The sequence below is a fragment of the Pseudomonas sp. FP2338 genome (genome assembly GCF_030687515.1).
GTDB classification, from domain to species: domain Bacteria; phylum Pseudomonadota; class Gammaproteobacteria; order Pseudomonadales; family Pseudomonadaceae; genus Aquipseudomonas; species Aquipseudomonas salomonii.
In genome coordinates this window covers 4,863,771-4,885,853 of the sequence record NZ_CP117436.1, presented here as the reverse complement: position 1 = coordinate 4,885,853, position 22,083 = coordinate 4,863,771, and the positions used below count along the sequence as shown (strand labels likewise).

22 protein-coding genes, 4 tRNA genes and 1 riboswitch are annotated in these 22,083 nt (G+C 58.6%); of the genes, 17 read left to right on the top strand and 9 right to left on the bottom strand.

Annotation, left to right across the window (positions count from 1 at the left end):
* Window positions 1–8 precede the first annotated feature (8 nt).
* Window positions 9–1,013, top strand: a complete 1,005-nt coding sequence (gene astE / locus PSH96_RS22070; protein WP_305455026.1) for a succinylglutamate desuccinylase — start codon at window positions 9–11, stop codon at window positions 1,011–1,013.
* Window positions 1,014–1,179: 166 nt separating this feature from the next.
* Here astE and PSH96_RS22065 read toward each other — a convergent pair whose 3' ends face one another.
* On the bottom strand, window positions 1,180–1,689 hold the full coding sequence (locus PSH96_RS22065) for a 6,7-dimethyl-8-ribityllumazine synthase (protein ID WP_003233516.1): 510 nt from the start codon (window positions 1,687–1,689) through the stop codon (window positions 1,180–1,182).
* A gap of 114 nt (window positions 1,690–1,803) precedes the next feature.
* Window positions 1,804–1,973: riboswitch (FMN riboswitch) on the bottom strand.
* Window positions 1,974–2,155: 182 nt separating this feature from the next.
* Between PSH96_RS22065 and ltaE the strand changes: the two genes are divergently transcribed.
* The 8 genes from ltaE (at window position 2,156) to mgtE (ending at window position 9,898) form a co-directional block, all read left to right on the top strand.
* Complete coding sequence (gene ltaE / locus PSH96_RS22060) at window positions 2,156–3,160, top strand: low-specificity L-threonine aldolase (RefSeq protein WP_305455024.1); 1,005 nt, start codon at window positions 2,156–2,158, stop codon at window positions 3,158–3,160.
* A gap of 146 nt (window positions 3,161–3,306) precedes the next feature.
* Entirely contained in the window at window positions 3,307–5,925 is a 2,619-nt protein-coding gene (gene alaS / locus PSH96_RS22055) for an alanine--tRNA ligase (protein ID WP_069787951.1), read from the top strand.
* A gap of 97 nt (window positions 5,926–6,022) precedes the next feature.
* Complete coding sequence (locus tag PSH96_RS22050) at window positions 6,023–7,264, top strand: aspartate kinase (protein WP_056861669.1); 1,242 nt, start codon at window positions 6,023–6,025, stop codon at window positions 7,262–7,264.
* A 175-nt stretch (window positions 7,265–7,439) separates the two neighbouring features.
* Complete coding sequence (csrA, locus tag PSH96_RS22045; protein ID WP_003175645.1) at window positions 7,440–7,628, top strand: carbon storage regulator CsrA; 189 nt, start codon at window positions 7,440–7,442, stop codon at window positions 7,626–7,628.
* A 62-nt stretch (window positions 7,629–7,690) separates the two neighbouring features.
* Window positions 7,691–7,781: transfer RNA gene (locus PSH96_RS22040), tRNA-Ser, on the top strand.
* A 108-nt stretch (window positions 7,782–7,889) separates the two neighbouring features.
* A tRNA-Arg gene (locus tag PSH96_RS22035) sits at window positions 7,890–7,966 on the top strand.
* A 72-nt stretch (window positions 7,967–8,038) separates the two neighbouring features.
* Window positions 8,039–8,115, top strand: a tRNA-Arg gene (locus PSH96_RS22030).
* A gap of 340 nt (window positions 8,116–8,455) precedes the next feature.
* Window positions 8,456–9,898 carry a magnesium transporter gene (gene mgtE / locus PSH96_RS22025; RefSeq protein WP_017138415.1) on the top strand — a complete coding sequence of 481 codons (1,443 nt, stop codon included), beginning with the start codon at window positions 8,456–8,458 and terminating at the stop codon, window positions 9,896–9,898.
* Window positions 9,899–10,069: 171 nt separating this feature from the next.
* Here the strand turns inward: mgtE and PSH96_RS22020 are convergent, their stop codons facing one another.
* From PSH96_RS22020 to PSH96_RS22010, 3 genes are all read right to left on the bottom strand, one after another.
* Window positions 10,070–10,396: an Arc family DNA-binding protein gene (locus tag PSH96_RS22020; protein ID WP_003193592.1), complete on the bottom strand. Its 327-nt coding sequence runs from the start codon at window positions 10,394–10,396 to the stop codon at window positions 10,070–10,072.
* Between the two features lie 393 nt (window positions 10,397–10,789).
* Window positions 10,790–10,969, bottom strand: coding sequence for a PA3371 family protein (locus PSH96_RS22015; protein ID WP_305455021.1), 180 nt, complete (start codon window positions 10,967–10,969; stop codon window positions 10,790–10,792).
* A gap of 11 nt (window positions 10,970–10,980) precedes the next feature.
* Window positions 10,981–11,208: a hypothetical protein gene (locus tag PSH96_RS22010; protein WP_058420758.1), complete on the bottom strand. Its 228-nt coding sequence runs from the start codon at window positions 11,206–11,208 to the stop codon at window positions 10,981–10,983.
* A 325-nt stretch (window positions 11,209–11,533) separates the two neighbouring features.
* On the opposite strand from PSH96_RS22010, the gene PSH96_RS22005 reads away from it, so the two are divergent.
* Together PSH96_RS22005 and PSH96_RS22000 are read left to right on the top strand one after the other, a co-directional pair.
* Window positions 11,534–11,610: transfer RNA gene (locus PSH96_RS22005), tRNA-Arg, on the top strand.
* Between the two features lie 282 nt (window positions 11,611–11,892).
* Window positions 11,893–13,284, top strand: coding sequence for an MFS transporter (locus PSH96_RS22000; RefSeq protein ID WP_099486603.1), 1,392 nt, complete (start codon window positions 11,893–11,895; stop codon window positions 13,282–13,284).
* Window positions 13,285–13,345: 61 nt separating this feature from the next.
* Here the strand turns inward: PSH96_RS22000 and PSH96_RS21995 are convergent, their stop codons facing one another.
* The 4 genes from PSH96_RS21995 to flgA form a co-directional block, all read right to left on the bottom strand.
* The gene (locus PSH96_RS21995) at window positions 13,346–14,095 is read right to left on the bottom strand and encodes a flagellar brake protein (protein WP_056861665.1); all 750 of its coding nucleotides are present in this window, start codon (window positions 14,093–14,095) and stop codon (window positions 13,346–13,348) included.
* Window positions 14,096–14,191: 96 nt separating this feature from the next.
* Window positions 14,192–14,662: a flagella synthesis protein FlgN gene (locus PSH96_RS21990; protein WP_017138391.1), complete on the bottom strand. Its 471-nt coding sequence runs from the start codon at window positions 14,660–14,662 to the stop codon at window positions 14,192–14,194.
* A 48-nt stretch (window positions 14,663–14,710) separates the two neighbouring features.
* Window positions 14,711–15,037, bottom strand: a complete 327-nt coding sequence (gene flgM, locus PSH96_RS21985; RefSeq protein WP_017138390.1) for a flagellar biosynthesis anti-sigma factor FlgM — start codon at window positions 15,035–15,037, stop codon at window positions 14,711–14,713.
* A gap of 142 nt (window positions 15,038–15,179) precedes the next feature.
* The gene (gene flgA / locus PSH96_RS21980; RefSeq protein WP_065929336.1) at window positions 15,180–15,938 is read right to left on the bottom strand and encodes a flagellar basal body P-ring formation chaperone FlgA; all 759 of its coding nucleotides are present in this window, start codon (window positions 15,936–15,938) and stop codon (window positions 15,180–15,182) included.
* Between the two features lie 95 nt (window positions 15,939–16,033).
* On the opposite strand from flgA, the gene PSH96_RS21975 reads away from it, so the two are divergent.
* Both PSH96_RS21975 and cheR read left to right on the top strand, forming a co-directional pair.
* Window positions 16,034–16,966 (top strand): chemotaxis protein CheV, encoded by a 933-nt coding sequence (locus tag PSH96_RS21975; RefSeq protein WP_017138388.1) that lies wholly within the window; start codon window positions 16,034–16,036, stop codon window positions 16,964–16,966.
* Between the two features lie 44 nt (window positions 16,967–17,010).
* Window positions 17,011–17,838: a protein-glutamate O-methyltransferase CheR gene (cheR, locus tag PSH96_RS21970; protein ID WP_017138387.1), complete on the top strand. Its 828-nt coding sequence runs from the start codon at window positions 17,011–17,013 to the stop codon at window positions 17,836–17,838.
* Window positions 17,839–17,925: 87 nt separating this feature from the next.
* Here the strand turns inward: cheR and PSH96_RS21965 are convergent, their stop codons facing one another.
* On the bottom strand, window positions 17,926–18,708 hold the full coding sequence (locus PSH96_RS21965) for a hypothetical protein (protein WP_305455020.1): 783 nt from the start codon (window positions 18,706–18,708) through the stop codon (window positions 17,926–17,928).
* A 324-nt stretch (window positions 18,709–19,032) separates the two neighbouring features.
* Between PSH96_RS21965 and flgB the strand changes: the two genes are divergently transcribed.
* Genes flgB through flgE form a run of 4 tightly spaced genes read left to right on the top strand, consistent with a single transcriptional unit; the run spans window position 19,033 to window position 21,986 of the window.
* Window positions 19,033–19,440: a flagellar basal body rod protein FlgB gene (flgB, locus tag PSH96_RS21960; protein ID WP_003214246.1), complete on the top strand. Its 408-nt coding sequence runs from the start codon at window positions 19,033–19,035 to the stop codon at window positions 19,438–19,440.
* A gap of 3 nt (window positions 19,441–19,443) precedes the next feature.
* The gene (gene flgC / locus PSH96_RS21955) at window positions 19,444–19,896 is read left to right on the top strand and encodes a flagellar basal body rod protein FlgC (protein ID WP_017138385.1); all 453 of its coding nucleotides are present in this window, start codon (window positions 19,444–19,446) and stop codon (window positions 19,894–19,896) included.
* A gap of 16 nt (window positions 19,897–19,912) precedes the next feature.
* Entirely contained in the window at window positions 19,913–20,644 is a 732-nt protein-coding gene (gene flgD, locus PSH96_RS21950) for a flagellar hook assembly protein FlgD (RefSeq protein WP_305455019.1), read from the top strand.
* Window positions 20,645–20,675: 31 nt separating this feature from the next.
* Entirely contained in the window at window positions 20,676–21,986 is a 1,311-nt protein-coding gene (gene flgE / locus PSH96_RS21945; RefSeq protein ID WP_305455018.1) for a flagellar hook protein FlgE, read from the top strand.
* Window positions 21,987–22,083: the final 97 nt, after the last annotated feature.

The following is a 22,083-nucleotide window of genomic DNA, read 5'->3' as shown; positions in this document are numbered from 1 at the left end:
AGCTGCTTATGCTCGCCCTCGGCAAACTGCTTGAACTGACCCTCGCCGGTCGCGAACCGGCGCAAAAAATTCAACTGACTGTCGACGGCGTGCAGATGCGCTGGCTCAGCGAAGGCGCGCTTGAAGTGCGCCCTCCGCTGGCATTGGACAACGGCGGCGACCTGCTGCTGTCGTCCGGCATCCATGGCAACGAAACCGCGCCGATCGAATTGCTCGACCGCCTGTTGCATGGCATCGCCCGTGGGGAGATCAAACCCCGCCATCGTATTTTGTTCCTGTTCGGTAACCCCGAGGCCATGCGCCGCGGCGAGCGTTACCTGGAGCTGGACGTCAACCGGCTGTTCAATGGCCGTCACGAACAAAACATCGGCCCGGAGGCCATGCGCGCTGCCGAGCTTGAGCAGTTGGCTCGCAGCTTCTTCAGCCTGCCAGGCCGTTCGCGCCTGCATTACGACCTGCACACGGCCATTCGCGGTTCGAAGATCGAACAGTTCGCGCTGTACCCGTGGAAAGAAGGGCGCCAGCATTCGCGCCATGAACTGGCGCGCCTGAACGCTGCCGGTATGCAGGCGGTGTTGCTGCAGAACAAAACCTCGATCACCTTCACCGCGTTTACCTACGAGCAACTGGACGCTGAGGCCTTTACCCTGGAATTGGGCAAGGCCCGGCCGTTCGGGCAGAACCAGGGCGTGGATGTGTCACGCCTGGAAACGCGCCTCAAGCAGATCATCGAGGGCAATGAACCCGAAACCGAGAGCCTCGATGGCCTGCAACTGTTTGCCGTCTCCCGCGAAGTGATCAAGCACAGTGATGCCTTCGTGCTGCACCTGCCGGCGGAGGTGGAAAACTTCTCGCCGTTGGCCAAGGGTTACCTGTTGGCCGAGGACGTGGCCAAGACCCGCTGGGTGATCGAGGAGGAGGGCGCGCGTATCATTTTCCCGAACCCGAAGGTCAAGAATGGTTTGCGAGCGGGGATATTGATTGTGCCGACCACGGATGCTGGCCTGGCATAGGTCTCAAGACTGGCTCGGTCAAATGTGGGAGCTGGCTTGCCTGCGATGGCGGCGGCACAGGCAACAGTGATGTTGACTGACCTGCCGCTATCGCAGGCAAGCCAGCTCCCACACAAGCAAGCGCCCAAAGAAAACCCGGCTCTGAGGCCGGGTTTTGCAGTGTTGCTTAGACCGCTACAGCACGCGGCTCGCTGCGACGGATCGCACGCACCTTGTGCAGGGTGTCGGCGCAGGTGCGCGCGGCTTCCTGGCCTTTGTGCACGAAGTGCTCATAGAAGAAGGTGTGGTGCTCGCTGCCCGCGTGGAAGTGGTGCGGGGTCAGGGACACGGAGAATACCGGCACTTCGGTTTCCAGCTGAACCTGCATCAGGCCGCTGACCACCGATTGGGCGACGAATTCATGGCGGTAGATGCCACCGTCCACCACCAGCGCGGCGGCGACGATGCCGGCGTAACGGCCGGTCTTGGCCAGCAGCTTGGCGTGCAGGGGCATTTCAAAGGCGCCGCCGACTTCGAAGAAATCGATGTCCGATTCCTGGTAGCCCTGGGCGATCATTTCGGCGAGGAAGCCTTTGCGCGATTGGTCGACAATATCCTTGTGCCAGCAGGCCTGGATAAACGCGACGCGCTCGCCGTGGTGGTTTTTGCTTTTGCTGTCGATTGCGGTGGGTTGCATGTTCTGACTCCTGTTTAAGAAAAAAACAGGGCGTTATGAATCGAATGGGATTTCAAGGGTACGAACAGCGGCGTCATGCAGGCATGAGTTCAGCGCGCGGCCCTTGGGTGCCAATCCCGTTCTCTCTTCATCCGGACTATGACCGTCGGCCCCGGGATCACACCGGGTCTGCTGACCTTGTCGCCGTCCTGCGTGAGCAGTTCGAGGCGCCAAGCGCTCGCGGGCTATGCACATTGCGTGCAATTACCGCCGGTGGGGAATTACACCCCGCCCTGAGAACGTTGCCACCAGAACCCTGGCGGCGGAGAGTTTTTAACATGGTTTTTCAGAAAATGCACGATCGCCGTATCGATAACCTATATCGGTTTGTTTGGTTGGTATTCGATTGCACGCACGTGGGGCTTGATATTGCGTGGCTTTGCCCGCAGTAATCATCAATACGACAACAATGTTCAGAGGCCCCCGGATGACCGTCATAGACCTGCGCAGCGACACCGTGACCCAACCCACCGCCGGCATGCTCGATGCGATGGCCACTGCCGTCAGCGGTGATGACGTCTACGGTGAAGACCCGAGCGTCAACCTCCTGGAGGCCGAGCTGGCCAAGCGCCTGGGCTTCGCTGCGGCGTTGTTTGTGCCAACGGGCACCATGAGCAACCTGCTCGCCTTGATGGCTCACTGTGAGCGCGGCGAGGAATACATCGTCGGCCAGCAGGCCCACACCTACAAATACGAAGGCGGTGGCGCGGCGGTGCTCGGCTCGATCCAGCCGCAGCCGCTGGAGGTGCAAGCCGACGGTTCGCTGGACCTGGACCACGTACTGGCGGCGATCAAGCCGGATGACTTCCACTTTGCCCGCACCCGCCTGTTGGCGTTGGAGAACACCATGCAGGGCAAGGTGCTGCCGCTGGCGTACCTGGCCAAAGCGCGGGCGTTTACCCGTGAACACGGCCTGGCGTTGCACTTGGACGGCGCGCGGCTCTACAACGCGGCGGTCAAGCTCGGCGTGGATGCGCGGGAGATAGCCCAGCATTTCGACTCGGTATCGGTGTGCCTGTCCAAAGGCCTCGGCGCGCCGATCGGCTCGGTGCTGTGCGGCTCCATGGCGTTGATCGCCAAGGCGCGGCGCCTGCGCAAGATGGTCGGTGGCGGCATGCGCCAGGCCGGCTCGCTGGCGGCGGCGGGCTTGTATGCCCTGGATCATCAGGTGCAGCGTCTGGCGGATGACCATGCCAACGCCCAATGGCTGGGGGATGCGCTGCGCGACGCCGGCTTTGAGGTGGAGCCGGTACAAACCAATATGGTGTACGTGCAGATTGGTGATCAGGCCCAGGCGCTGAAGGCCTTTGCCGCCGAACGCGGGATCAAGTTGAGCGCCGCGCCGCGTCTGCGCATGGTCACTCACCTGGATGTCAGCCGGGCGCAGATGGAGCACGTGGTGCAGACATTTGTCGAGTTTTCCCGAAAATGATCGTGCAGACCGTCTAATTGACTGTTTCTATCACATAAACACGCTGTACCACCGGCAAAGGGCCGATATAATGCGGCCCTTTGCCGTCGCTCCGTCTGATGATGTTGCGCACTGGCCTTTGGCCGCAGACTCCGTGGAAGAACCTAATGAAAAGCGCAGAAATCCGTGAAGCCTTCCTTCGCTTCTTCGAAGAGCAAGGCCACACCCGTGTAGCCTCCAGCTCCTTGATCCCAGGCAATGACCCAACCCTGCTGTTCACCAACGCGGGGATGAACCAGTTCAAGGACTGCTTCCTGGGCCAGGAAAAGCGCGCTTACACCCGCGCCACCAGCAGCCAGAAGTGCGTACGCGCCGGCGGCAAGAACAGCGACCTGGAAAACGTCGGCTACACCGCCCGTCACCACACCTTCTTCGAGATGCTGGGTAACTTCAGCTTCGGCGACTATTTCAAGAAAGATGCGATTACGTTCGCCTGGACCTTCCTGACCGGCGTGTTGAAGCTGCCCAAGGAAAAGCTCTGGGTTACGGTCTACGCGACCGACGACGAAGCCTATGACATCTGGACCCAGCAAATCGGTGTGCCCGTCGAGCGCATGATTCGCATCGGCGACAACAAGGGCGCGCCTTACGCTTCCGACAACTTCTGGACCATGGGCGATACCGGCCCGTGCGGCCCGTGCACCGAGATTTTCTATGACCACGGCGCCGACATCTGGGGCGGCCCACCGGGCTCGCCGGAAGAAGACGGCGACCGTTACATCGAGATCTGGAACAACGTCTTCATGCAGTTCAACCGCACCGCCGATGGCGTGTTGCATCCGCTGCCGGCGCCGTCGGTGGACACCGGCATGGGCCTGGAGCGGATCAGTGCGGTGATGCAGCACGTGCATTCCAACTACGAAATCGACCTGTTCACCCACCTGCTGAGCGCCTCGGCTGCCGCCATTGGCTGCGCCAATGACAACCAGTCTTCGCTCAAGGTGGTGTCGGACCACATCCGTTCCTGCGGCTTCCTGATCGCCGACGGTGTGCTGCCGTCCAACGAAGGCCGTGGCTATGTGCTGCGCCGTATTATCCGTCGCGCCTGCCGTCACGGTAACAAGCTGGGCGCCACCGGCAGCTTCTTCTACAAGATCGTGGCCGCGCTGGTCGCCGAGATGGGCGATGCCTTCCCGGAACTCAAGCAGCAGCAAGCCAACATCGAGCGCGTGCTCAAGGCTGAAGAAGAGCAGTTCTCCAAGACCCTGGAGCACGGCCTGAAGATCCTCGAGCAAGACCTGGCTGAGCTTAAAGGCACCGTGGTGCCGGGCGATGTGGTGTTCAAGCTGTATGACACCTACGGTTTCCCGATGGACCTGACCGCCGACATCGCCCGTGAGCGCGAGCTGACCGTCGATGAGGCGGGTTTTGAGCGTGAGATGGAAGCCCAGCGCGTGCGTGCCCGTTCCGCCAGCTCCTTTGGCCTGGACTACAACACCCTGGTCAAGGTTGACGTACCCACCGAGTTCACCGGCTACGCGGCGACCGTGGGCGCGGCCAAGATCGTGGCCATCTACAAAGACGGCAAGTCGGTCGACGTATTGAGCGAAGGCGAAGAAGCGGTAGTGGTACTGGACCAGACGCCGTTCTACGCCGAGTCCGGCGGCCAGGTGGGTGACTGCGGTTTCCTCAGTTCGACCTCCGGGCGTTTTGAAGTGCGTGATACCACCAAGACCGGCGGCGCGTTCCTGCACCACGGTGTGCTGGTGTTGGGCAACCTGACGGTCGGTGCGCCGGTTGACACTCAAGTCGATGCCGACGTGCGGCATGCAACTGCTTTGAACCATTCCGCCACTCACTTGCTGCACGCTGCGTTGCGCCAGGTATTGGGTGAGCATGTGCAGCAGAAGGGTTCGTTGGTGGACAGCCAGCGCCTGCGTTTCGACTTCAGCCACTTTGAAGCGATCAAGCCTGAGCAGATCAAGGCACTGGAAGACATCGTCAACGCCGAGATTCGCAAGAACACCCCGGTTGAAACCGAAGAAACCGATATCGAGACCGCCAGGAAGAAAGGCGCCATGGCGCTGTTTGGCGAGAAGTACGGCGACGAAGTGCGCGTACTGAGCATGGGCGGCAGCTTCTCGGTGGAGCTGTGTGGCGGTATCCACGCCAACCGTACCGGCGATATCGGCCTGCTGAAAATCATCAGCGAAGGCGGTGTGGCCTCCGGTGTGCGTCGTATTGAAGCGGTCACCGGTGCTGCGGCCCTGGCCTACCTCAATGCGGCGGAAGAACAACTCAAGGAAGCGGCCGGCCTGGTCAAGGGCAGCCGTGACAACCTGATCGACAAGCTGTCGGCCGTGCTGGAGCGCAACCGTGCATTGGAAAAACAGCTGGAGCAGTTGCAAGCCAAGGCGGCGAGCGCAGCGGGCGACGATCTGTCGGCCTCCGCGCTGGACGTCAAGGGCGTGAAAGTGCTGGCTGTGCGCCTGGACGGCCAGGACGGCAAGGCGCTGTTGGCCTTGGTCGATCAGTTGAAGAACAAGCTCGGCCGCGCAGTGATCCTGCTCGGCGGTGTCCATGAGGAAAAGGTCGTTCTGGTTGCCGGTGTAACCAAAGACCTGACCGGCCAACTCAAGGCCGGTGATTTAATGAAGCAAGCCGCTGCGGCAGTGGGCGGGAAGGGCGGTGGTCGTCCGGACATGGCGCAAGGCGGTGGTGTAGACGCAGGCTCCCTGGACGCGGCCCTGGCCCTGACCGTGCCGTTTGTCGAGGCCGGCATTTAAGGCACTGTTAGCGGGCCCATGGTCTAGTCATGGGCTCGTTTGGGTGCTGGAAGATTTGTTTATTGGGCGCCCCTTTACGGGCTGAGGCGGCTTAGAAATGGCTTTGATCGTACAGAAATTTGGAGGCACTTCGGTCGGTTCCGTCGAAAGAATCGAGCAGGTCGCCGACAAGGTTAAGAAATTCCGCGACGCCGGCGATGATCTGGTGGTGGTGCTGTCGGCCATGAGCGGCGAGACCAATCGCCTGATCGATCTGGCCAAGGCAATCAGTGGTGATCAACAGCCGCTGCCGCGTGAGCTGGATGTGATCGTGTCCACCGGCGAGCAGGTGACCATCGCCTTGCTGGCCATGGCGCTGAACAAGCGTGGCGTGCCGGCGGTGTCCTACACGGGCAGCCAGGTGCGCATCCTCACCGACAGCGCGCATACCAAGGCTCGCATCCTGCAGATCGATGATCAGAAAATCCGCACAGATCTGAAAGCCGGCCGCGTGGTAGTTGTAGCAGGCTTCCAGGGTGTGGACGAGCAGGGCAACATCACGACCCTCGGGCGTGGCGGTTCGGATACCACCGGTGTGGCACTGGCAGCGGCGCTCAAGGCCGATGAATGCCAGATCTATACTGATGTGGACGGCGTGTACACCACCGACCCGCGTGTGGTGTCCGTGGCCCAGCGCCTGGACAAGATCACCTTTGAAGAGATGCTGGAGATGGCCAGCCTCGGTTCCAAGGTGTTGCAGATCCGTGCGGTGGAGTTCGCCGGCAAGTACAACGTTCCGCTGCGCGTATTGCACAGCTTCAAAGAGGGTCCGGGCACCCTCATTACTATTGATGAAGAGGAATCCATGGAACAGCCGATCATTTCCGGCATCGCTTTCAACCGCGATGAAGCCAAGCTGACGATCCGTGGCGTGCCAGACACCCCGGGCGTGGCCTTCAAGATCCTCGGCCCTATCAGCGGCGCGAACATTGAAGTCGACATGATCGTGCAGAACGTTTCGCACGATAACACCACCGATTTCACCTTCACCGTGCACCGCAACGAGTACGATGCAGCCGAGCGTATCCTGCAGAACACTGCGAGCGAGATTGGCGCCCGTGAAGTGGTCGGCGACACCAAGATTGCCAAGGTGTCGATCGTGGGCGTGGGCATGCGTTCCCATGCCGGCGTTGCCAGCCGCATGTTCGAGGCGCTGGCCAAGGAAAGCATCAACATCCAGATGATCTCCACCTCGGAAATCAAAGTCTCGGTGGTGATTGAGGAGAAGTACCTGGAGCTGGCTGTACGCGCGCTGCACACCGCTTTTGAGCTGGACGCGCCGGCGCGACAAGGCGAGTAAGGCAATGCCAGGAAGGCGCGGTTTACCGCGCCTTTCATTTTTTTGTGGGGCGCATGGTCTTTTGCGTGCGCTCGACAATACTTAGGCCGTTAGGGCTATGGCCGTCAGGTCATGGGTCGAACGCCTTTTTTTTGCAGACTGTTGTTCCTGAACTGAAATGCGTGAGGTGAAAGGTATGCTGATTCTGACTCGTCGTTGCGCAGAAAGCCTGATTATCGGTGATGGCGAAATCACCGTGACTGTGCTCGGCGTCAAAGGCAATCAAGTGCGTATCGGGGTTAACGCTCCGAAAGAGGTAGCGGTCCACCGCGAGGAAATCTACCTGCGGATCAAGAAAGAGAAGGACGAAGAACCAAGCCTTTAATTTTTATCGTTTTTTATGTTTGCAAACGGGGATGAACGTGGTTAATATACGCCCCGTGTTGCGGAGAGCTGGCCGAGTGGCCGAAGGCGCTCCCCTGCTAAGGGAGTACACCTCAAAAGGGTGTCGGGGGTTCGAATCCCCCGTTCTCCGCCATTATTTGCTTAGTACGTTGCAATCTGGTTTTTTCGCTAAGTTGTTGAAATTAAACGAAAAAATAGCTTTACATAGAGATTGAACGGCCTATAATGCGCGGCAACAAATGCACTCGTAGCTCAGCTGGATAGAGTACTCGGCTACGAACCGAGCGGTCACAGGTTCGAATCCTGTCGAGTGCACCATTTAAGAGTCAGTTGCAGCGATGCAGGTGACTTGGCTTCAACCAGTTGTGATCTGGTCTAAAAACACAATCTGCACTCGTAGCTCAGCTGGATAGAGTACTCGGCTACGAACCGAGCGGTCACAGGTTCGAATCCTGTCGAGTGCACCATACAAACAAAAAGCCCGCCTAGTGCGGGCTTTTTGCCGTCTGGGGTTTGTGTAGGATTTCAGCTCTTTCTTCCTTCCTCATGTGTTTTCCTTCCGGGCTGCGTCGTCGCAGTTCATAGATGCAGCCGATGCTCAGCTTTGGCTCGCAAGCGCTTGTTCTTTCCAGTTTTTTAACGTTAAAAGCGTGCGCAGCGTGTATCATTGCGCCCGTCAGCCCCGCCGGGGCTTGTGGAATACCTCCATGGACTTACCCAGTAGTTGCTCAGTACCCCGCTTTACCAATCATGAATTGACTGATTGATCCTTCCGGCGTGCCCCGCTGCTGGGAGTGGAGTTCGCCTATGACCGAAGTAGAAGTAAAGAAAACACAAGACAGCCTGCAGGATCGCCTGGCTCAAGTCATCGAGCTGCTGCAGCGTCAGCGCGTGGTCGAAGACCTCACGCATCGCCAGGAAGGTCCGCACCACGACCGCGTCGAAAACCTGGTTCACCGGCAAAACCTCGTTGAGCTGCAGCGCAAGCTCGATGACCTGCACTCTGCCGACGTCGCTTATATTCTTGAAGCCTTGCCGCTGGATGATCGACTGACCCTGTGGCAGCTGGTCAAGGCTGACCGCGACGGCGACATCCTCCTCGAAGTATCCGACTCGGTCCGTGAAACCCTGATCGCCGACATGGATGATCACGAGCTCCTGGCCGCCGCCAAGGAGATGGACGCCGACGAACTGGCTGACCTGGCGCCTGAGCTGCCGCGTGATGTTGTCCATGAATTGATGGAGGCCCTCGACAGCCAACAGCGCGAGCGTGTGCGCTCCGCGTTGTCTTATGACGAGGATCAGGTTGGCGCACTGATGGACTTCGAGATGGTCACCATCCGCGAAGACGTCAGCCTGGAAGTGGTCTTGCGTTACCTGCGTCGCCTCAAAGAACTGCCGGGCCATACTGACAAATTGTTCGTGGTCGACTACGAAGGCATTCTCAAGGGCGTGTTGCCGATCAAGCGTCTGCTGGTCAATGATCCGGAAAAGAAAGTAGCGGATCTGATGGCCAGCGATACGGTGAGTTTTCACCCGGATGAAGACGCCTACGAGGCCGCCCAGGCATTTGAGCGTTATGACTTGATCTCCGCGCCGGTGGTCGACAAGAACGGCAAGCTGATTGGCCGTTTGACCATCGATGAAATGGTCGACCTGATTCGTGAAGAGAGTGAAACCGAAGTCCTCAACATGGCGGGTCTGCGTGAAGAGGAAGATATTTTTGCGTCAGTCTGGCGCTCCCTGCATAACCGTTGGGCGTGGCTTGCGATCAACCTGATCACGGCGTTCATTGCTTCGCGCGTGATCGGGCTGTTCGAAGGCTCCATCGAGAAGCTTGTCGCCCTCGCGGCGTTGATGCCGATCGTGGCGGGTATTGGGGGCAACTCCGGTAACCAGACCATCACCATGATTGTGCGTGCCATGGCACTGGACCAGGTCAGTACGGCCAATTCCTCGCGCCTGTTGCGCAAAGAGTTGGCCGTGGGCCTGATCAACGGTTTGGTGTGGGGCGGCGTGATCGGTGTGGTGGCTTACTTGCTGTACGGCAGTTGGTCACTGGGCGTGGTGATGACGGCAGCCATGACCCTCAACCTGCTGTTGGCGGCGCTGATGGGCGTGTTGATCCCCATGACGCTGGCGCGTCTGGGGCGTGACCCGGCCATGGGTGCCAGTGTGATGATCACGGCCATGACCGACAGCGGTGGCTTCTTCATCTTCCTGGGCTTGGCGACGATCTTTCTGCTCTGATCCCATGTGGGAGCGGGCGTGCTCGCGAATGCGGTGTAGCAGTCGAAATGTCTGCTAACTGATCCACCGCATTCGCGAGCACGCCCGCTCCCACACTGCCCTCTGCCGTGTCCCTCAAATTTCACGCAAAAAAAAGCCAGCATAGCGCTGGCTTCGGCTTTCAGTTGCAGATCAATTGGCTTCTGCGGCCGCCTCAACGTCGTGCGCGATAAGCGAGACGAGAGCATTTTGCTGGCGATGGGAGAGCTGACGAAAACGCTGCAGCAGTTCGCGTTCGTGCAGTGACAGCTCAGGGCTGTCCAGGCGCATGCTCAACTCTTCGCCCAACGCACCTTCCTGAATAAGGCTTTGCTCCAGGCGCGCGATGATTTCGGAGTTCATGCTGCGGTGATGATTGCGAGCCACCTCGGCAATGCGTTCCCGCATTCCGTCTGGCAGACGTACGACGAACTTGTCAGCCGTACGGCTGGAATAAATTGCCTGTTTCAATGGGCGCATATATTTAACCGGTTAGTTCAGGGGAGCGGTTTTTGGAATTGGCCGCAAGATGAGTGTTAAGACAAGGCTCACGACCAAAGTTCAACCCGAATTGCAAAGAGGCCGCATCATGCCTCAGATTTGACAGTTCCTTGGCGTCAATTCTGTGACAAATATTGAACTGACTAAAGGCTTAATGCCAGCACTCATTTGTATTTTTGCGGACTGGTTGGAAAACTTTCAAACGGGTCATTCCGCAATGGAACTTCCCGTAAGTCCAGGCCAGCACAGGGGATGAGGCCGCACATCCTAAAGCAAAGTGGCCTTTTGCCCTTATCTTTAAGACTAGTGGCAATTTGCCGATTTGCGAGGGCGGGGCGACATAAGGTCGAAGGGGGAAGGTGCGGCGCAGGGTCAGCGCAAAACTGGATCGAACTTGATTTTGCGGCCCATGAAAAGCGTCAACAGGAGCAGGCTTGTGAACACGCCTACAGCAACAGTTGCAGCGGTTTGCCCATCTTCAGAGGTGGCGCCCAGGCCCAGAACGCCAGTGGCGATAGTCAGGCACAAAAACAGCCAGGCGGATTTGCTCATGAATGGCTTCCTTAGAAAACCCAATGTTCGGATGCCGGTGCAGTCTGGGTGCCTTGGGTCAGGCGTACCGGCGATTGCGCGTTGGGCGTCATCACCGCCAATTGCGGGCGTTGTTGCAGGTGGTGCGGCACGGCCTGGCTGATCTGTGCAGGATCATTACTGCCGGTCGATTGAAAATGAAACATCACCAGTGCAGCCAGGGCTATGGTGTTGAGGGCTAACAGAAGGGCACTGTTCATGGTCATGTTCTCCGCTAAACGCCGTGGCTGAATGGGTTTGTAGGAGAAGTATTGCAGGTCCCGTGCCAATCTATTATTTCAATAAAATCAATGCCTTGAGTCTACTCGAAAGCATCGCCAGGATGCAATTTGCAATGATGGCACTTTGGGGTAGTGCATTTTGCACGACAGGGTTCGGGCCCCGTGGCTGCCGGGCAAAGCGCGCATCGGCAGAACAAGGATCGGCCTACACTCAAAAAGCCCACGGACGACATGACAAAACCCACCTCGGCCGTTAACATGCACGCCGTCCGTCGCAGTGCCCCGTGCCCGATGGCTGTCATTTGTCCCAGTAGCTCAATTGGATAGAGCATCCCCCTCCTAAGGGGAAGGTTGGCCGTTCGAACCGGCCCTGGGACACCATCTTCAAAAGCCCTGCACAGGTTGTCCTGGCAGGGCTTTTTTGTGCGCGCCGGCAACACCGGTCGAACCTTGCCGCCTGTCAGGGTTCACAGCAGGGGCGCCGTGTGTTTCGCGTACTTTTGTACGTTGCATATGTACCTTGCATGCAACCAGGCAGCGTCTGAACGATTAAGCAAAAATATTCCCCGGAAAACGGCCCGCTGCTTCTGTCCGCTCCCGGCAACCCCGGACTATCATGCTGATAGCCCTGTCCCTCACTTCAAGGAGCCGCTCGGAACGCCGATGCGCCAGATCTGGAAATCTTTTCGAGCCCTTTATTTCGCCTCCTTGATGATGTTGATCGGGTCCGGCCTGCTCAGCACTTACCTTGCCTTGCGTCTGGCAGCCGACCACGTCGACAGCCTGTGGGTGGGTGCCTTGATGGCGGCCAACTACTTCGGCCTGGTGCTGGGCGGCAAGATCGGCCATCGGCTTATCGCTCGCGTCGGCCATATTCGCGCGTATGCCACCTGTGCCGGGATTGTCGGCGCGGCGGTGTTAGGCCATGGCCTCATCAACTGGCTGCCGGCCTGGATTGTGCTGCGGATGATCGTGGGCCTGGGGATGATGTGCCAGTACATGGTCATCGAAAGCTGGCTCAATGAGCAGGCGGACGCCAAGCAGCGTGGCGTGGTGTTCAGCGGTTACATGATCGCGTCTTATCTCGGGCTGGTGCTGGGTCAGTTGATCCTGGTCATGCACCCTGAGCTTGGCCTTGAGTTGCTCATGCTGGTGGCGTTGTGCTTTGCCTTGTGCCTGGTGCCGGTGGCCATGACCCGACGTATTCACCCGGCGCCGCTGCACCCGGCGCCCATGGAGCCGCGCTTCTTTATCAAGCGTGTGCCGCAGTCGCTGAGCACGGTGCTGGGCGCGGGGCTGATCGTCGGCTCGTTCTACGGCCTGGCGCCGCTGTATGCCTCGCAGCAAGGCTTGAGCACCGAGCAAGTCGGTCTGTTTATGGGTAGCTGCATTTTTGCCGGTCTGTTGGTGCAGTGGCCATTGGGCTGGTTGTCGGACCGCTATGACCGCGCTTTGCTGATTCGCTGCTTTGCCTTGTGCCTGGCGGTGGCGGCGTTGCCGTTGGCCGTAATGACCCAGGTGCCGCTGGAAGTACTGTTCGTGGCCGGCTTCCTGTGTTCCCTGGTGCAGTTCTGCCTGTATCCCTTGGCGGTGGCGTTCTCCAATGACCATGTGGAAGGTGATCGCCGCGTGTCGCTGACGGCCATGTTGCTGGTGACCTACGGCATCGGCGCGAGTGTCGGGCCGCTGTTGGCGGGTGTGGTGATGAAGCTGTTCGGCAGCCACATGCTGTATGCGTTTTTCAGCCTGTGTGCATTGATCCTGGTATGGCGGATCCGGCCGAAGGCGGTGACCAACCTGCATCAGGTGGACGATGCGCCGCTGCATCACGTGGCGATGCCTGACAGTATGTCCAGCTCGCCGCTGGTGGCGTGCCTCGACCCGCGGGTGGATGAGGCGGTGGTGCAGGAGCAAATGCAGAGCATCGTGCCTGAGCCGGAACCTGAAACCGAAACTGACCCGCAACAACCTGCGGATGAACCCGCTTTTGAAGGGCCGCCGGAGCCTCTGGGGCCGGACGAGCATCCTCATGACTTGAGCAGGGCGCGCCCCTGAAAGCAAAAACGGGCAGATCCCATCAGGATCTGCCCGTTTTTATTGACGCGGCCTTTAAGGTTTAAAAGTCGTCGTCCTTGTCAAAGCGCCGCGCTTCGCGCTGCAGCTGGTACACAAAACGTTCAACCTGGCGCTGTACCAAGCCGCTCATATTGTGAAAGCGCACGCCGGCGAAGGTGGTGTTGATCTTGTCTTCGAAGTGCAGGTAACGCAGTTCCACCGAGGTGGTCATGCTGCCGAAGGGCAGGGCGGCGATAAAGCGGTCATAGACCTGGCCCAGTTGCAGGCGATCGGCGATGTCGCCTTCAAAACGCAGCTTGCAGCCGGTGGCGGAGATGTCCAGCAGCTTGCCGCTGATCGGTGCCTTGAGCTTTTCGCCACCCAGCTCGATGCTGACCAGTTGGGCCAGCTTCAATGCGGCGCGAAAGGCATTGCGACGCTGATGGTAGACCACCTCGTCGGGCATGCTGCCGGTGTAGATGCGGTGGCCGCCTTTTTCACTGATGGTCAGCGTGCCGTTGCTTTCCCAGGCGATTCGCACGCCATCATGGAAACCTTCAATGCGGAACGGTTCGCCATTCTCAAGGTAGCGTTCACCGTCGCGGGGGATCATTTCGTCGAGGGCGAGCGTTTTGCTGTCCCGATCAATATCCACCAGATAGCTTTGGAACCGCTGGCTGCGTTCATGAAAAGTGATGATCAGCGGGTCATGGCTTTCTTGCAGCATCCGCAACGTGCTGGCGATTTCCAGAGGCGTGGTGAGCACCTTGGGTGGCTGCGGAGCATCTTCCGCATTAAGGGCGTTGAACACGGTTCTTCCATCTCCAGGCAAAATACGACTACACGCAAGAACCGGCATTTTGCCAGTATGTAACGCGCCTTGGATAGGGCGCGCTGTAAACCGGTGTCAGGCTTGGCTGCGGGTGCTTGGCTTGACCAGGCGCGAGGTGGAACCCTGGGCGTTGTACAGAGCTGGAGGCTCTCCGCCGTGGAGTATGCGCAACTGGTTGGCGGTCGTAGCCTGCTGCAGCTGGATCGACTGGCCGTTGAGCAGGTTGGCTTCCTGGCACTGGGCCAGCAATTGATTGAGTGCGGTGCTCTGCGCCAGCAACTGATCGCCTACCGAGGAGTGGCTGGCCAGTTGTGCCAGGCCGTCATGATCAGCCGGCAGGCCGAGGCTGATGAGAATTTCGCTGCGCTTCTTGCCATGCTGCTCCAGCAGCACGATCAGCGACTGTTTGCGCGCCAGGATTTCTTCCAGCAAGCGCATATCCCGGCCATAGAGGGCCAGGGATTCTTCTTTGAGCAGCTCGAGCAAAAGTTGCGTCGGCGCCAGATCATCAATGATCAGTTCAAGCAAATGTTCGTCGTGGTGCATGGCTGGCCTTGGGTTTTAAGCGTCCACAAGCCCTGCGCAGGCCTTTGCCTAGCGCTCGGCTTCGAAGTTAAGCAGCTTGCTGGCTACACGGTTGCTGTCGACTTTATAGCTGCCATCAGCGATTGCCTGCTTCAATTCGGCCACGCGGGCTTTATTGACAACGGGTTGATCGCGCAACGAGTCAGTGACCTTCTGCAACTGTTGAGCCTCATTGCTCAGGTGTACCGATTCCCCGCTCTGGCTGGCGCTGGCCTGTTCTGCCTTGGCGGCAGGTGCTGGCTGGGACTTGGCTTCTACGCCGTCCTTTGCCCCGCTGGTGCGCGTATTGCCCGGCAAAGCCTGGGTGTTATTTAAACGACTGAAATCAATGACCATGTTAAAAAAACCTCTGGGTATTTGGACGCTTGCCATGTTTTCGGCCATACCCGGACAAACTTTAGGCCCGATTGACAATAAACCTGTACAGGTCGACATCCCACGCACAGTGTAGGAAAACCTGGCGTTTCACACCAGTGATCTATAGTGCCACCTCGACCTGGCCCGGCGCCGTCACCTGCGCCTTGATCACACGGTTGGAATTGAGGTTCTTGACCCGGATCTGCTCGCTCATCCCGCCATTGGACAGCGCCTCGCCCGGCATTTTTACCGTCAGCCCGCCGCTGCTGGCGGAAATCACCACCTGGTCGCCTTTGCGAATCACCTCAGCCTGTTCCAGATGCACCAGCGTAATGACCTGGTCGGTGACCATTGGTCGGGTCAGTTTCTGCCCGATGGCTTGGTCCACAGCGGTGAGGTAGCCCTGGTTGATCAGGCTGATGTCGCGTTCACGCAGGGCCACGTCTTCAAAACCAATGATGCCGGTGCGTTTGAGCGGGCGCGTGACGACCACTACGTCGCGGAACAGTTTGACCTGCGCCGGCACAAATACGGTCCAGGGTGAGGCGCCCTCGCAGCGCACTTTTACCGTCACGCGGCCGATGGGCTGGGCCGGGCTTTCGAGGCTGGCCGTCAATTCCTTGTCGCACATGGGCATGCGCAGGCGCGGGTCCAGTTGGTTGACCTGGATTTCGTAACGCCCCGGTGTTTGGGTGGTCGCCAGATAATCTTCTACAGTGAACTCAAGAAAGCCTTGGGTGACGCCGATAAGGAGATCAGGCAAGGTGACATTATCTGCGCGAGCCGTGGTGCCCGAGCCCAAGGCAAGCAAAGCCATCGTTGCGCAGAGCAATCTGCGATACCGTGGGATGCGTCGGAAAACTGTCGTTTTAAGGTTCATAGACCAATAAATAGCAAAGCCCGTGCCGTTTAGTGTTGGGTGAGCGTCGTTGCCCTTGTAGGTATAGCCAAAGGTTTTAGCGTAGGAGTCAAGGCATGGCAGGAGTAATGGACTCAGTAAACCAGCGCACACAGCTGGTAGGGCAGAATCGCCTGGAACTGTTGCTTTTTCGCCTGGACGGCAAGCAGCTGTACGGCATCAATGTGTTTAAAGTGCGGGAGGTGCTGCAGTGCCCCAAGCTGACCATATTGCCTAAATCCAGCCCGGTGGTCTGCGGCGTAGCGAATATCCGAGGCGCGACCATTCCGATTCTCGACCTGGCCATGGCCACCGGTTCCTCGGGGTTGCAGGACCGCGAAAGCCCCTTTGTGATCATCACCGAATACAACACCAAGACCCAGGGTTTCCTGGTGCGCTCGGTGGAACGCATCGTTAACATGAACTGGGAGGAGATCCATCCGCCGCCCAAGGGCACCGGACGCGATCACTACCTCACGGCGGTGACGCGGGTCGACAACCAATTGGTCGAAATCATCGACGTGGAAAAGATCCTCGCCGAAGTCGCCCCCACCTCGGAAACCATTTCGGTTGGCGTAGTAGACGCCGAAACTGCGCACAAGGCAGTGTCACTGCGTGTGCTGACGGTGGATGACTCCTCGGTGGCGCGCAAGCAGGTCAGCCGTTGCCTGCAAACCGTCGGTGTGGAAGTGGTGGCCTTGAACGATGGTCGCCAGGCCTTGGATTACCTGCGCAAGCTGGTGGACGAAGGCAAGAAGCCGGAAGAAGAGTTCCTGATGATGATCTCCGACATTGAAATGCCGGAAATGGACGGCTACACCCTCACGGCCGAGATACGTAACGACCCACGCATGCAAAAATTGCATATCATCCTGCATACTTCCTTGTCGGGCGTATTCAATCAGGCGATGGTCAAGAAAGTCGGTGCTGATGACTTCCTGGCCAAATTCCGCCCTGATGACCTGGCATCCCGGGTAGTCGACCGGATCAAGGCAGCAGATCACGGCTAGGGGGATTTCCTCCTGGCGGTCACACGATTTAAGAGGCGGTATCAGTGTCTACGGGTAATTTGGATTTCGAACAGTTCCGGGTCTTCCTGGAAAAAGCCTGTGGCATATTGCTCGGTGAAAACAAGCAGTACCTGGTATCCAGCCGTCTCAACAAACTGATGGAGCAGCAGGGCATCAAGTCCCTGGGCGAGTTGGTGCAGCGCATCCAGGGCCAGCCGCGCAGTGGGCTTAAGGAAATGGTGGTAGATGCCATGACCACCAACGAAACCTTGTGGTTTCGGGATACCTACCCCTTTGAAGTGCTCAAGAACAAAGTGCTGCCGGAGGCCATCAAGGCCAGCCCCGGCCAGCGCCTGCGCATCTGGTCGGCCGCCTGTTCTTCGGGGCAGGAACCGTACTCGATCTCGATGTCGATCGATGAGTTCGAGCGCACGAACATGGGCCAATTGAAGGCCGGCGCGCAAATTGTCGCCACCGATTTGTCCGGCACCATGCTCACCAATTGCAAAACCGGCGAGTACGACAGCCTGGCCCTGGGCCGTGGTTTGTCCCAGGAGCGCCTGCAACGCTTCTTCGACCCCAAAGGGGCCGGGCGTTGGGCGGTCAAGGCACCGATCAAGAGCCGCGTGGAGTTTCGCTCGTTCAACCTGCTCGACAGCTATGCCAGCCTCGGCAAGTTCGACATGGTGTTCTGCCGCAATGTGCTGATCTACTTCTCGGCAGAGGTGAAGAAGGACATCCTGCTGCGCATTCACGGTACGCTCAAGCGCGGGGGCTACCTGTTTCTTGGCGCGTCCGAAGCGCTCAACGGGCTACCGGACCATTACCAGATGGTGCAATGCAGCCCTGGCATCATTTATCAGGCCAAGTGAAGGTGACTTGAGCATAAAAAAACGGGAAGCCCCGCGAAGGCTTCCCTTTTTTATGTGCGCCAAGCGCCAGTTTTTTACGGGCGGTGGTTAGGGCCTGGGTGTCATTCGGATATTGCCCAGGAAGAGAAGATTGTCCTTGCCGGGGATGCTCCCGTTGAAAATACCCAAATACACAGTTTCGGTTGCAACTGCGGGAAATGTCCCGGTTCCGGTTTGTGTTAATGCGTTGGTTATGTTTTGTACGTTGGCACCGATTCGCCTGCCGTTAATCGTCAGGTACAGCGTCGAGCCATCTCCAGCGGGTGTGCCACCCAAGACATCAAAGCTGAAATCGTAGGTGCGCCCTGCGATGACCGATATGGGTCGAGTGATGATGTGAGCGGCGGTTACCTGGCTGCTGGGCAGGTCAACGACCACGCTGCTGCTGACGACGTGCAGCGCCCCGCCTGCATAAACTGACTGAGCTAACCAGCGTTGGAACGTGCCATCGGCGAAATCCCACACTGTGCCAGGAAGAGGCACAACAATCACGCCTGCATCGATGGACACGGTTGACGTCGGCGCAAAGTACACGTCGCGGATGCCACGCCGAATGCGTAGCAATAAAAACACATTGGTGCCTGACTTACGGGTAATGATTGATTTGGGTACCGGAAAGGTGAGCTCGGCCTCGTCTTCCTCTGCCTCATAGCTCAGGTTGTACGTTTTGCCGTTATCGCCGATCAGGTTTGCGACGATCAAATCACCCGTCTTGATGGCAGCGGCGCAAGTCATTTCAACTGTTTTACCGATCAGCAATCTGGTCTGCAGGTTTGGAATGGGTAGCGCGTTGTCCTGCAGGACGAATCGGAGGGGAGGAATAGTCAGCATGTTGTGCCTCTGCTTTACGCGTGTAGGGGTTGCCAGATAAGGCGCGTAGAAGGGCAGGCGCGACAACTGTCAGAAATGACAGTGCAGACAAACGGTCAAAGCCTCCGGCGCGCTGGGCCAGCCTGTTTAGCGTTTGCCACCGGCTGTAAAAGCGGCAACCGCCATTGCCGCTTTACTGGCGCCACGCGGAAGCCCATTGCCGCTTTTCTGGCATTGCCGCCGGCAAACCCCGCGCAACCCCTTGATTTACGGGCATTCAGCGAATTGGCATGGGCCTTGCTATAACCCAGATACGAAAAGCAGGTCAGCCTAAAGGTTTCCGCCATGAGCATCAGCTTCGATAAAGCGCTCGGTATCCACGAACAAGCCCTGGGCTTTCGCGCTCAGCGTGCCGAAGTCCTGGCCAACAACATTGCCAACGCCGACACCCCGAACTACAAGGCTCGGGACTTGGACTTTTCCGCCGTGCTCGCCGCGCAGCAGGACAAGACTAAAAACGGCACCTTCGCCTTGAACATGACCAACAGCCGTCATATCGAAGCGCAAGGCCTGGGCAATGGTGATGAGTCGCTGCTGTATCGCACGCCGATGCAGCCATCAATCGACCAGAACACCGTCGACGCCCAGCTGGAGCAATCGGCCTACGCCGAGAACTCGGTGAACTTTCAGGCCAGCTTCACCCTGCTTAACAGCAAATTCAAAGGGCTGATGTCAGCCCTGCGCGGAGAGTAAGCCATGTCCCTCGCCAGTGTTTTCAATATTGCCGGCAGTGGCATGAGCGCGCAGACCACGCGTTTGAACACCGTCGCCAGTAACATCGCCAACGCCGAGACCGTGTCTTCGAGCATTGACCAGACCTACCGCGCCCGCCACCCGGTGTTCGCCACCATGTTTCAGGGTGGCCAGGCCGGCCAGAGCGGCAGCGGTGATTCGCTGTTCCAGAATCAGGATGCGGCCGGCCAAGGCGTGCAGGTACTCGGCGTGGTCGAGGACCAGAGCAACCTGGAAGCCCGCTACGAGCCGAACCATCCCGCCGCGAACGAAAAGGGCTATGTGTACTACCCCAACGTCAACGTGGTCGAGGAAATGGCCGACATGATTTCCGCCAGCCGCTCGTTCCAGACCAACGCGGAAATGATGAACACCGCCAAAACCATGATGCAGAAGGTCCTGACCCTGGGTCAGTGATAAGGGGCGCCAAATAATGGCCATTGTTGATACCACTTCTACACCCAACTCGGCGGTTCAGGACCTGTTCAACTCTAAGGTCAAGACTGCTACAGATAACAGCGGCCTTGATGGTGCCGCCAAGGCGGCTACGGGCAACCAGGCGCTGGGCAAGGACGCGTTCCTGCAATTGCTGGTGACCCAGCTGAAAAACCAGAACCCGCTGTCGCCTCAAGACAACGGCGCCTTCGTGGCGCAGTTGGCGCAATTCAGCAGCCTGGAAGGCATCAACACCCTGAACGACTCGGTGAATGCGATCTCCAGCAACTTCAGCTCTTCCCAAGCGCTGCAGGCGTCGTCGCTGGTCGGGCGTTCGATCATCACCCAGACCGACAAGGCCATGGTGGATACCAGCAAAAGCATGACCGGCTCGGTGGCAGTGACGGCAGCGACGGGCAACGTCTCGGTGAAAATCACCGACAAAGACGGCAACGTGGTGCGCACCATCGACATGGGCGCCCAAAGCGCCGGCGATTCAAGCTTTATCTGGGATGGCAAGAACGACAAGGGCGAAGTCGCCCCCGCCGGCACTTACACCTTCGCGGCCAGCACCAAGAATGACAAAGGCGACTCGGTTGCCCTGTTGACGTCGCTGCCGGCAACGGTCACTAGCGTGACGTTGAGCAAGACCGGCGGCGAAATGCTGCTCAACCTTGCAGGCGGCATGGGCAGCGTCAAGCTGTCGCAAATTCAGACTATCGGTACATAGAGCCGGCTAAATACGGCAGAAGGAGAGAAACATGTCTTTTAACATCGGCCTTAGCGGCCTCTATGCGGCCAACAAACAACTGGACGTGACCGGCAACAACATTGCCAACGTTGCGACCACCGGTTTCAAAGCGTCCCGCGCGGAATTTTCCGACATCTATGCAGCGTCCAAGCTGGGCACCGGCCAGAACAGTGTCGGCAGCGGCGTGAACCTGGCGGCAGTGTCCCAGCAGTTCACCCAGGGTGACGTCAACAACACCGGCGGCTTGTTGGATATGGCGATCCAGGGCGGCGGTTTCTTCGTGCAGAAGGGCAGTGACGGTTCGCTGGAATACACCCGCAGCGGCACCTTCCGTGCGGACAAAGACGGCTATATCACCAACAACACCGGCACCTCGCGCCTGCAAGGCTACGCAGCGGATGCTGATGGCAACATCGTCAAAGGCGCGCTGACCGACCTGCAATTGAACCTGTCGAACCTGCCGCCCAAGGCCTCCACTAAAGTGGATTCCACCAGTAACCTGAACTCTTCCTCGCCGGTGATCGACCAGGCGGCCCACCCGTTCGATCCAACCGAGTCCAGCTCGTTCAGCACCCAGTACAACACTACGCTGTACGACACCCAGGGCAACGCACACCCAATGGTGCAGTACCTGGTCAAAACGGATTCCAACACCTGGAAGTCCTACACCCTCATCGATGGCCGTAACCCTGACGGTTCGGCGCCTACCGGCACGGGCTCCACACCTCCAGTGGCGTCGACATTGAGCTTTGACGGTGCCGGCAAGCTCACCGGGATTGTCACCGGTACCACCTCCAGCACCACCTTGCAGCTGACCGGCTGGGTGCCGGGTACCGTGACCAATGGTGTGTGGACCCAAAACGGCGCGAATGCCAACCCTGGCGGGATTGCCATCAACATGGGCAACATCACCCAGTACAACTCGGCCACCTACCGTAATCCTCCGGTCACCGATGGCTACGCCACCGGCCAGATCACCGGCCTGAACATCGACGGTAACGGCGTGCTGTTCGCCACTTTCAGCAACCAGCAGAGCAAGTCCATTGGCCAGCTCTCCCTGGCCAGCTTCAATAACGAACAGGGCCTGCAGCCGTCGGGTGGCACCACCTGGAAAGAGACCTTCGCCTCGGGCCAGCCGGGTTACGACGCCCCGCAATCCGGCACCTTGGGGTCGATCGTGTCCAAGTCCCTGGAAAACTCCAACGTCAACCTGACCAACGAGCTGGTGGACCTGATCAAGGCCCAGAGCAACTACCAGGCGAACGCCAAGACCATCTCCACCCAAAGCACCATCATGCAGACCATTATTCAGATGACCTGATGCTGCTGCGAACAAAAGCCCCTCCTGCGAGGGGCTTTTTTTTGCGTGTTTTTTGACCGGAAACAATTCCCACTTTGCGCGCGATTGCCAGCCGACA